Below are 250 nucleotides of genomic sequence, written 5' to 3' on the forward strand. Positions count from 1 at the left end.
CCCTGGCGTTGTTCAGCAAGACAGCAGTGATCGATGACCCGTCCACCGGATGCACCTTCAACCAGCACGCCGGGGTGCGTGACTATCTGAAAAAGTACTTCGTGGGTTACCACACGGTTACCCGTCTGCTTGCGCTGGAAGGTCTTGGCGATGCGCGTGCACGGGCCCGGGTCGACTTTACCTGCGACTTCGGTCACGAGATCGGATTTCTTCTAGTAGCCGTTGATTCTGCAGGCCGCATCTCCCGCAT

1 protein-coding gene is annotated in these 250 nt (G+C 58.4%); it reads left to right on the top strand.

Annotated features, from left to right (window positions below):
- Positions 1 to 2: 2 nt before the first annotated feature.
- Positions 3 to 250 (top strand): nuclear transport factor 2 family protein (locus ACQG3P_RS21085; protein WP_426806143.1); only part of this gene is annotated, 248 nt, incomplete at its 3' end.

Source organism: Stenotrophomonas sp. SrG, from assembly GCF_050031795.1.
Taxonomy (GTDB): Bacteria; Pseudomonadota; Gammaproteobacteria; order Xanthomonadales; family Xanthomonadaceae; genus Stenotrophomonas; species Stenotrophomonas rhizophila_A.